General features: G+C 74.0%; 6 protein-coding genes and 1 pseudogene. 3 read left to right on the forward strand and 4 right to left on the reverse strand.

The genetic code is table 11. The features are described 5' to 3' along the window. Nucleotides 1-7: 7 nt before the first annotated feature. A pseudogene (locus tag ACFYXS_RS35085) lies at nucleotides 8-1,455 on the reverse strand (PLP-dependent aminotransferase family protein). A gap of 47 nt (nucleotides 1,456-1,502) precedes the next feature. Here ACFYXS_RS35085 and ACFYXS_RS35090 point away from each other — a divergent pair. From ACFYXS_RS35090 to ACFYXS_RS35100, 3 genes are all read left to right on the forward strand, one after another. Then, the gene (locus ACFYXS_RS35090; RefSeq protein WP_389255719.1) at nucleotides 1,503-2,006 is read left to right on the forward strand and encodes a carboxymuconolactone decarboxylase family protein; all 504 of its coding nucleotides are present in this window, start codon (nucleotides 1,503-1,505) and stop codon (nucleotides 2,004-2,006) included. Nucleotides 2,007-2,081: 75 nt separating this feature from the next. Beyond that, nucleotides 2,082-2,906, forward strand: coding sequence for an MIP/aquaporin family protein (locus ACFYXS_RS35095; RefSeq protein WP_389255721.1), 825 nt, complete (start codon nucleotides 2,082-2,084; stop codon nucleotides 2,904-2,906). A 216-nt stretch (nucleotides 2,907-3,122) separates the two neighbouring features. Then, nucleotides 3,123-3,995: an NAD-dependent epimerase/dehydratase family protein gene (locus tag ACFYXS_RS35100; RefSeq protein WP_389255723.1), complete on the forward strand. Its 873-nt coding sequence runs from the start codon at nucleotides 3,123-3,125 to the stop codon at nucleotides 3,993-3,995. 22 nt (nucleotides 3,996-4,017) lie between these two features. Here the strand turns inward: ACFYXS_RS35100 and ACFYXS_RS35105 are convergent, their stop codons facing one another. The 3 genes from ACFYXS_RS35105 to ACFYXS_RS35115 form a co-directional block, all read right to left on the reverse strand. Next, nucleotides 4,018-5,577: a 4-hydroxyphenylacetate 3-hydroxylase family protein gene (locus ACFYXS_RS35105; RefSeq protein WP_389255725.1), complete on the reverse strand. Its 1,560-nt coding sequence runs from the start codon at nucleotides 5,575-5,577 to the stop codon at nucleotides 4,018-4,020. 103 nt (nucleotides 5,578-5,680) lie between these two features. After that, the gene (locus ACFYXS_RS35110; protein ID WP_389255727.1) at nucleotides 5,681-6,928 is read right to left on the reverse strand and encodes a glycosyltransferase; all 1,248 of its coding nucleotides are present in this window, start codon (nucleotides 6,926-6,928) and stop codon (nucleotides 5,681-5,683) included. A 71-nt stretch (nucleotides 6,929-6,999) separates the two neighbouring features. After that, nucleotides 7,000-7,620, reverse strand: coding sequence for a D-glycero-alpha-D-manno-heptose-1,7-bisphosphate 7-phosphatase (locus tag ACFYXS_RS35115; RefSeq protein WP_389255729.1), 621 nt, complete (start codon nucleotides 7,618-7,620; stop codon nucleotides 7,000-7,002). Nucleotides 7,621-7,954: the final 334 nt, after the last annotated feature.

The following is a 7,954-nucleotide window of genomic DNA, read 5'->3' on the forward strand; positions in this document are numbered from 1 at the left end:
TGCCGGCCTACGGCAGTACGTCGCAGAGCACGTCCAGCGCGCCCGCCCACGCGCTCTCCGAGGGGGCCGCGTAGTTGACGACCAGGCCGTCCCGCTCCGGCAACGCCCGCGAGGGGTCGGCGACGTCGTAGCGGAACTGCGACAGCCCGCTCACCGCGAGGCCTGCCGTGCCGCCGCCTCGACGACCGGGCGCTCGGTCCCGCGCGGGAGTTCGAGGACCGCCTGCAGCCCGGCGGCCATGCCGGTCACATGGACGGCGGGAGCCCTGCGCGCCAGGGCCGCGACCAGGTCGTCGCGACGGCGGCGGTAGAGCAGCCGCATCGAGCGCACATGGCGGTCGTACCCGCCCGAGGTGATGAACTCCGCGAACGTCAGCTGCTCCAGCGCGCTCGACATGTAGTCGCCGTACCCCTTGGCCGCCACGATCTCCGGGACCAGGTCCGGCGGCGGCACCATCCAGCCGATCCGCACCCCCGGTGCCAGGGACTTGCTCGCCGAGCCGAAGTACACCACCCGCTCAGGATCGAGGCCCTGCAGGGCGCCGACCCGCTGACGGTCGTAGCGGAACTCCCCGTCGTAGTCGTCCTCCAGGATCAGCCCGCCGGTGGCCCGCGCCCAGTCGACGGCCGCCGTGCGCCGGTCCGGGCGCAGGGCGACCCCCGTCGGGTACTGGTGCGCCGGTGTCATCAGCACCGCGCCGATGCCGCGCAGGGCCGCCAAGTCGTCCGTGCACGCGCCGTGTTCGTCGACGTACAACGGCGGGGTGCGCAGTCCGGCGTCGGTCAGCAGGTCGCGATAGAGGTCGAGGCCGTAGCCCTCGACGGCCACCGCCGACACCCGTCGGGCCCGCAGCGCCCGGGCCATCAGCATCAGACCGTGGTGGAAGCCGGCGCAGATGACGACCCGCTCCGGCTGGACGTACACCCCGCGGGCCCGCGCCAGATAGTCCGCCAGGGCGGTGCGCAGTTCCACCCGGCCGAGGGCGTCGCCGTAGCCGAGGGCGTCGTACGGCGCGGCGGACAGGGCGCGGCGGGCCGCGGCGAGCCACTGGGCGCGGGGAAAGTCGGCGAGGTTCGGTGCCCCGGGCAGCAGGCCGTAGCGGGGACGGGTTCGGGGCCGGACCGGCGTCGTGCGGGCGGCGGCGGGCGCCGCCCCGCGCGGCTGCTCGGGCCGGTCGGCCACCCGGGTCCCGGATCCCTGCCGGGCGGTCAGCCAGCCCTCGGCGACCAGCTCGGCGTAGGCCTCGGTCACCGTGTTGCGGGAGACGCCGAGATCCGCGGCGAGCGAACGGGACGCCGGCAACCGGCTTCCGGGCGCCAGCCGCCTTGTGCGCACGGCCTCCCGCAGGGCGTCCGTCAGCCCGGCGCGCAGCCCGGGCCCGCGCAGCTCCAGGTGCAGGTCCGCGCCGACCGCGGACGGCGGGTCGGCCGCGGAATTGGTCCGGTGATCCGTCATGTAAATGGACCGTACTCCAGTACCACTGCGTACGTAGCGTGGCAGGTATGACAACGCACGACGCACACACGACGACCGACGAACGCCTTCCCGAGCACGCACCCCGCCTGGACTGGGCGAAGCTCGCCCCCGAGGCCTACAAGGCCATGCTCCGTCTCGACACCGCGGCGCGGCAGGGCGTCGAACCGGTCCTGCTCAACCTGGTCAAGATCCGCGCGTCGCAGATCAACCACTGCGCCTTCTGCCTCGACATGCACAGCAAGGATGCGCTCGCGGCCGGCGAGTCGGCGGAGCGGGTCATCCAGCTCGACGCGTGGACGGAGTCGAAGCACTTCTACACGGCGCGAGAGATCGCGGCGCTCGAACTGACCGAGGCGATCACCGTGCTCACGGACGGATTCGTCCCGGACGAGGTGTACGCCAGGGCCGCGAACGCCTTCGACGAGACCGAGTTGGCACGCCTCGTCGTCGCGATCACCACGATCAACGCGTGGAACCGCTTCGGGGTCTCCACCCGGCTGGTCCCGGGCCACTACACGCCCGGCGTCTGAGACCCGGTGATCCGGACGGAGGCGGGGCCGGCGACCACCGGGCCCCCTCCGCCGGGCCGACCACAGGAGACCACGGTGAGCACACCGACCCCGTCCACCACACCGACCACCGCCGCTGCCCCGCCGCGCCGGCTGCCCCTGGCGCGTGCCGCCGACGAGTTCGCGCTCACCACCGCCTTGCTGTTCCTCGTGGTGACCGTCGTCCGGTGGCTGCGCGATCCGGGCTCGGCCCTCTACATCGCCGACCTGGACATCGCGCTCGCCGTCATCGGGGCCGTCAGCGGGACCATCCTCACCGGACTGATCCTCAGCCCGCCCGGTCGGCGCAGCGGGGGACACACCAATCCGGCGGTGACGGTCGCCCTGTGGCTGATGGACGCGTTCCCCAGGCGCGGCGTCCTGCCCTATGTGCTCGCCCAGCTCGCCGGCTCCGCGGCGGGTACGGGCCTCGCGCGTCTGGTCTGGGGTCGCGCGGTCGCCCTCCCGTCGATCGCGCACGCCGCGATCAGGCCCGCCCCGGCGTGGCACCCGGCGGAGGTCTTCCTCGCCGAGGCGGGCAGCATGGCCGTCCTGATCCTCGTCGTGGGGTTCTTCATGGCCCGTCCCGGCCGTGTCAGCCGGGTGCCCTGCGCCATCGGGCTGTCCGTCGCGCTGGTGATCGCCCTCCTCGGACCCCGCAGCGGGGGATCGATCAACCCCGCCCGCCAGTTCGGCCCCGCCGCGCTCTCCGGGCAGACCACCGATCTGTGGATCTACCTGGTCGCGCCGGTCCTGGGAGCGGCGCTCGGGGCCCGCGTCCACCACCTGCTCGTCCGGCGGCTCCGCACGCGCCGGACGGTGGGGACCCCGTCCGAGCCGCCCGCGGCCGAGGTGCCGCGCGACCCGCTCGTACGGCAGTGACAACCGACCGCGCCACACGCCGGACGGCAAGCTCATCTGGGCCGACCAGCACCTGGCACCCGGCCTGTGAGGCCGCCCCGCGGTCGGCACGGTCCGCGTGTCCCGCGGCGCCGGCGTCACTGCACCCTATTTGAGGAGGTTTGTACTATGCCCTGCTACCCTCGCCCCTGTCCGTCACGAAGCGGATCCCCCGAACGCGCGAAGGACTGATCCGTCATGCGTGTCTTCGTCGCGGGTGCCACCGGCGCGGTGGGCCGCCTGCTCGTTCCACTGCTGCTGGACGCGGGGCACCAGGTCACGGGAATCTCCCGGACGTCGGAAGGGACCGATCGGATCCGGCGCCAGGGCGCTTCGGCCCTTCGAGCCGATGTGCTCGACCGGGACGCTGTACGGCGGACCGTGGCGGCGGCCGCGCCCGACGCGGTGATCCACCAGCTCACCGACCTGTCCGGCGCGGACGGGGAGGCGACCAATCGGCTCCGCCGGGAGGGCACGCGCCATCTGGTGGACGCGGCCGGGTCCGCGGGCGCCACGAGGATCGTGGCCCAGTCGATCTCCTGGGCGTACGCGCCGGGAGAGGGACCGGCCGACGAATCCGTGCCGCTGGACATCGGGGCGGCGCAGCCGCGCGGCGCGCTGGTCGGTGGACTGCGGGCGCTGGAGGACACGGCGGCCGAGATGGACACGGCGGTGCTGCTGCGGTACGGCGTCCTGTACGGCCCCGGCACCTGGTACGCGCCGGGAGGCGCCGTCGCCGCGGCCCTGGCCGGCGACCCGTCCGCGCGGTTCCTCGGGAGCATCGAGGCCGATCTGTCCGTGAGTTCGTTCCTCCACGTCGCCGATGCCGCGCGGGCCGCCGTCGCCGCCCTCGAATGGCCGGCCGGTCCGGTCAACATCGTGGACGACGAGCCGGCGCAGGCCCGCGAGTGGCTGCCGGTCCTGGCCGGCGCCCTCGGTGTGCCCGCGCCGAAGGCCGCTTCCGGGCGGGAGGGCTGGGCGCGGGGCGCCTCCAACGGGCTGGCCCGCGCCCGCGGATGGCGGCCCGAGTACGCGACATGGCGCACCGGCTTCGCGGCTCAGGACGCCTGACCGTGCGGCCGGTGCCGGGGGATCAGCCGCCGCCGATGACGCTGACGTCCTCGGGGCCGATCAGGTCGCGGGAGAGCCAGCCGTCGAGGTCGTACTCGGCCAGGCAGGCGTCGGCGAAGGAGCGGTAGGCGTCGGTGAGGCCGGTCGCGTCGTGGGCCTCGAGGATGTCCGTCCGGACCGTCTCGTGGTTGCCGCCGTAGCTGCGTTCGTACAGTTCGTGCCGGCCGCCGAACTCGGTCCCGACGGCGTCCCACAGCAGCTTCATGACCTTGGCGCGGTTCACGGCGTCGTAGCCGTTCGAGCCGCGCATGTAGCGGTCGAGGTAGGTGCGGACGTCGGGGTTCTTGAAGTCGGCCGCGTGCGAGGCGAGATAGATCAGCCCGCTGCCGAGGTCCTGTTCGATGATCTCCCTGATCCGCGGATAGCCCTGGGTCATGAACCAGCGGTAGGCCAGGCCCGCGTCGAGGTTGGGCAGCACGCTGCCGCCCACCCACGGGTCCGGGTGGTACGCCATGGAGTCGGTGAGCGCCCACATGAGGTTCCGCCAGGCGAGCACCTCGCCGACCCGGGTCCGCACACCGCGGAAGTCCTTGGTCCCGGTGATGTCCAGTGCCTTGAGCAGCAGTCCGGCCAGGAACTCGATCTTCACGGCCAGCCGGACGCACCCCTGGAAGGTGAAGCGTGGCAGGAAGCCCGACGCGGGGAGGAAGGCGCCCGCCTTGTCCAGGTCGCCGTGCACGAACACGTTCTCCCAGGGCACCAGGACCTGGTCGAGGACCAGGACGGTGTCGTTCTCGTCCAGGCGGCTGGAGAGCGGGTAGTCGAAGGGGCTGCCGGTCACCGCGGCGTTCATCGCGTACGAGGGCCGGCAGATGAGCTTCATCCCCGGCGAGTCCATGGGGATCGCGCAGACCAGCGCGTACTGGCGCTTCTTGAGGGGCATGCCGTAGTGCGCGACGAAGTTCATGTGCGTGGTGGCCGATCCGGTGGCCACGACCTTGGCGCCGCTGACGACCGGTCCGTTGTCCGTCTCCTTCTCGACGTGCACGAACACGTCGGCCACCTCGTCGGGAGGCCGGTCGCGGTCGACGGGCGGGTGGATGATCGCGTGGTTCCAGTAGAGGACCTTCTCCTGCGACTCGCGGTACCAGCGCCGGGCGTTGTCCTGGTACGGCTCGTAGAAGTCCGCGTTGGCGCCGAGCGTTCCGAGGAACGCCGCCTTGTAGTCCGGGCTGCGGCCCATCCACCCGTAGGTGAGCCGGGCCCACGCGGCGATGGCGTCCCGGTCGCCGGCCAGGTCGGCGGCGCTGCGGGCGGCGCGGAAGTACCGCATGGTGACGCCGTCGCTGCCGGTGTCGGTGGGGCAGGTCAGCACGGGCCGGGTGGCGGGGTCGTGCAGCGCGTCGTACAGGCGGGCCGCCATGCGCACGGTGTTGCGGAACGCCGGGTGCGTGGTGACGTCCCGGACGCGGTCCCCGTACAGGTAGATCTCGCGGCCGTCGCGCAGGCTCTCCACGTACTCGTCCCCGGTCAGGGGGCGGGTGGTGCGGGCGACGGCCGGTTCTTCGCCGGGAGCGGTCATGGGTGGTCCCCATGGACAGAGGTTATTTACTGCGCAAACACCTACAAAACCTCCGGACCGTCGGCTCTGTCAAGGCAGGGCCGACGGCACGGGTCCCCGCCGGTCAGACGAGCGTCACGGCGAATGCCACCTCGTCGGGGACCAGGACGCCCTGGTAGACCTGCTCGGTCATCGCCGCCACGCGGGGCCAGGCGAAGCGGGTCAGCGCGCGGCGGCGCCCGTTGATCCCGCAGACCCTGCGGATGCCGGGGGAGGCCAGCAGCCCGCCGACCGCGTGGGCGAGGGCGGCGTGGGAGTGCGGCGCCACCAGGCGCCCCGTGCCGGGGTCGGCCACCGTGTCCAGGTGCCCGCCCACCGCGCTGGCCACCACGGGCCTGCCGCAGGCCATGGCCTCCAACGGCACGCTGCCGAACGGCTCGTAGTCGGCGGGCGCGACCACGACGTCCGCGCTGCGGATCAGCGGCGCCACCGCGCCACCCGGCACCCCTCCGGTGAACCGGACGCGGTCGGCGACTCCCATGTCCCGCGCGAGACCGAGCAGCCGGTGCACTTCGGGGTCGTCCCCGAGCCGGCTCGCGGCGGGACCGCCCACGACGACGAGTTCGGCGTCGGGCAGCCGGGTCAGCGCGGCCACGGAGACCGCGATGCCCTTGCGCGCCGCCATTGGGCCCACCTGGAGCAACCGGTACGGCGCCGGGCCGCGCTGCGCGGCCAGCCCGAGCGGGGTGAACCGCTCGGTGTCCACGCCCCGGGGAACGACGCTGATCTTGTGCACCGGAACGCCCATCAGCGCCAGTTCCCCGACCTCGTCACGGCAGACGGCGATCACCCGGTCGCAGGCCAGGGCCACTTCGGTCTCGCGGACCACGGGGTCGGCCGGGCGGGCGGCGCCGAACGTCGCCTCGTACCGCCGGGTGACCGTGCCGAGGGCGTGGAAGGTGTGCACCAGCGGAATCCCCAGAAGGCCGGCGGCCCGCAGGGAGGCCAGGCCCGTCATCCAGAAGTGCGTGTGCACGATGTCCGGCTGCCGGATGCGCCAGACCCGCGTCAGGTGCCGCCCGAACTCCGCCATGTGGGGCAGCAGTTCCTCGTCGGTCAGCGGGCGCGCCGGCCCGGCGGGGACGTGGTGGACCTCGACGCCCTCGCACAGCGGCACCACGTCCGGCAGGCCGGGTGCGTCGCGCCGGACGTGGACGGTGACCCGGTGGCCCCGTTCGGCCAGGGCGACGGCCAGGCGCAGGACGTGGACGTGGGGTCCGTCGCCGCCGGGTCCGCCCGGCGGCGCCAGGGGGCTCACGTGCTCGGAGACGAGCGCTATCGCCATGGAGTCGGCGGTGCTGCGGCGGTTCATGGGCGCACCTCCCGTCGTCGGGCGCCCCCGGTCGTACGGGAAGCGTTCGGATCCGTGGCGTCCCGGCGTGCTCATCGGGCGGGCTCCGGCAGCACCAGGCGTACCGCCTCCAGCAGGTCGGAGGCGAGGACCTCGGCCTCCCGGACCTCCTCGGGCAGGGTGACCGGGGTGGGGACGAGCACCCCGCGCGCCCCGGCGGCCCGGGCGGCGGCCGTGTCGGCACCGATGTCGCCGATGACGGCGGCCTGCGTGGGGGCCACGCCGAGCCAGTCGCAGGCCGCGAGCAGCAGACCCGGCGCGGGCTTGCGGCAGTCGCAGACCTCGTCCCAGTGCGGACAGACCGCCCACAGCGCGAACGGTCCGAGCAGGTCCTCCACGCGCCGTTGCACCGCGACGACCTGACGCCACGTCAGGACGCCTCGTCCCACCCCCGACTGGTCGCTCACCACGCCCACCGGTATCCCCTGGGCGCGCACGGCCTGCACGGCCTCCCGGGCGGACGGCATGGGGACCACCCGTGCCGGGTCGCCGTTGTAGGGCACGTCCACGACGAGGGTCCCGTCGCGGTCGAAGATCACCGCCTGCGGGAACCCCACCGGCGGTTCCGCGGGCACGACCCCGGGGAACAGCCACGGCCCGGGGCAGGGGAGCGGCGGGCCGTGCGTGTTCCACGTGCCGAAGCGGCTGGTCACGGGCGGACCGTCCGCGGACGGGGAGAGGCGGGACCATCGCCGCCCCGCGCGACGAGGGCGTGGTCGCCGGGGAACGGGGAAGGGCGTGCCATTCGATCTCCTCCCGTCGGGCGGATACCGGTCACACGTGGCGGAAGCCTCTCCACACGATCCGGTTCCTCCCGCCCGGGGGCACCTTCGCGTACGCCGATCGGGTGAACGTCATCGGCGGTGGGGGGGGGGGGCCCCCCGGGGGGGGGCCCCCCCCCCCCCGGGGGCCCCCCCCCCCCCCCCGGGGGCCGGGGGGCCGGGCCGCGCCCCAGGAGCCCCCCCCGCCCGGGGCGCAGTCGCCGGG

It is taken from the genome of Streptomyces sp. NPDC002574, from assembly GCF_042889545.1.
GTDB lineage: Bacteria > Actinomycetota > Actinomycetes > Streptomycetales > Streptomycetaceae > Actinacidiphila.

Excerpts from the sequence above, each read along its gene's own strand:
- ACFYXS_RS35100 (WP_389255723.1), top strand. The coding sequence starts at position 3,123 with ATGCGTGTCTTCGTCGCGGGTGCCACCGGCGCGGTGGGCCGCCTGCTC.
- ACFYXS_RS35110 (WP_389255727.1), bottom strand. The coding sequence starts at position 6,928 with ATGAACCGCCGCAGCACCGCCGACTCCATGGCGATAGCGCTCGTCTCC.
- ACFYXS_RS35105 (WP_389255725.1), bottom strand. The coding sequence starts at position 5,577 with ATGACCGCTCCCGGCGAAGAACCGGCCGTCGCCCGCACCACCCGCCCC.
- ACFYXS_RS35090 (WP_389255719.1), top strand. The coding sequence starts at position 1,503 with ATGACAACGCACGACGCACACACGACGACCGACGAACGCCTTCCCGAG.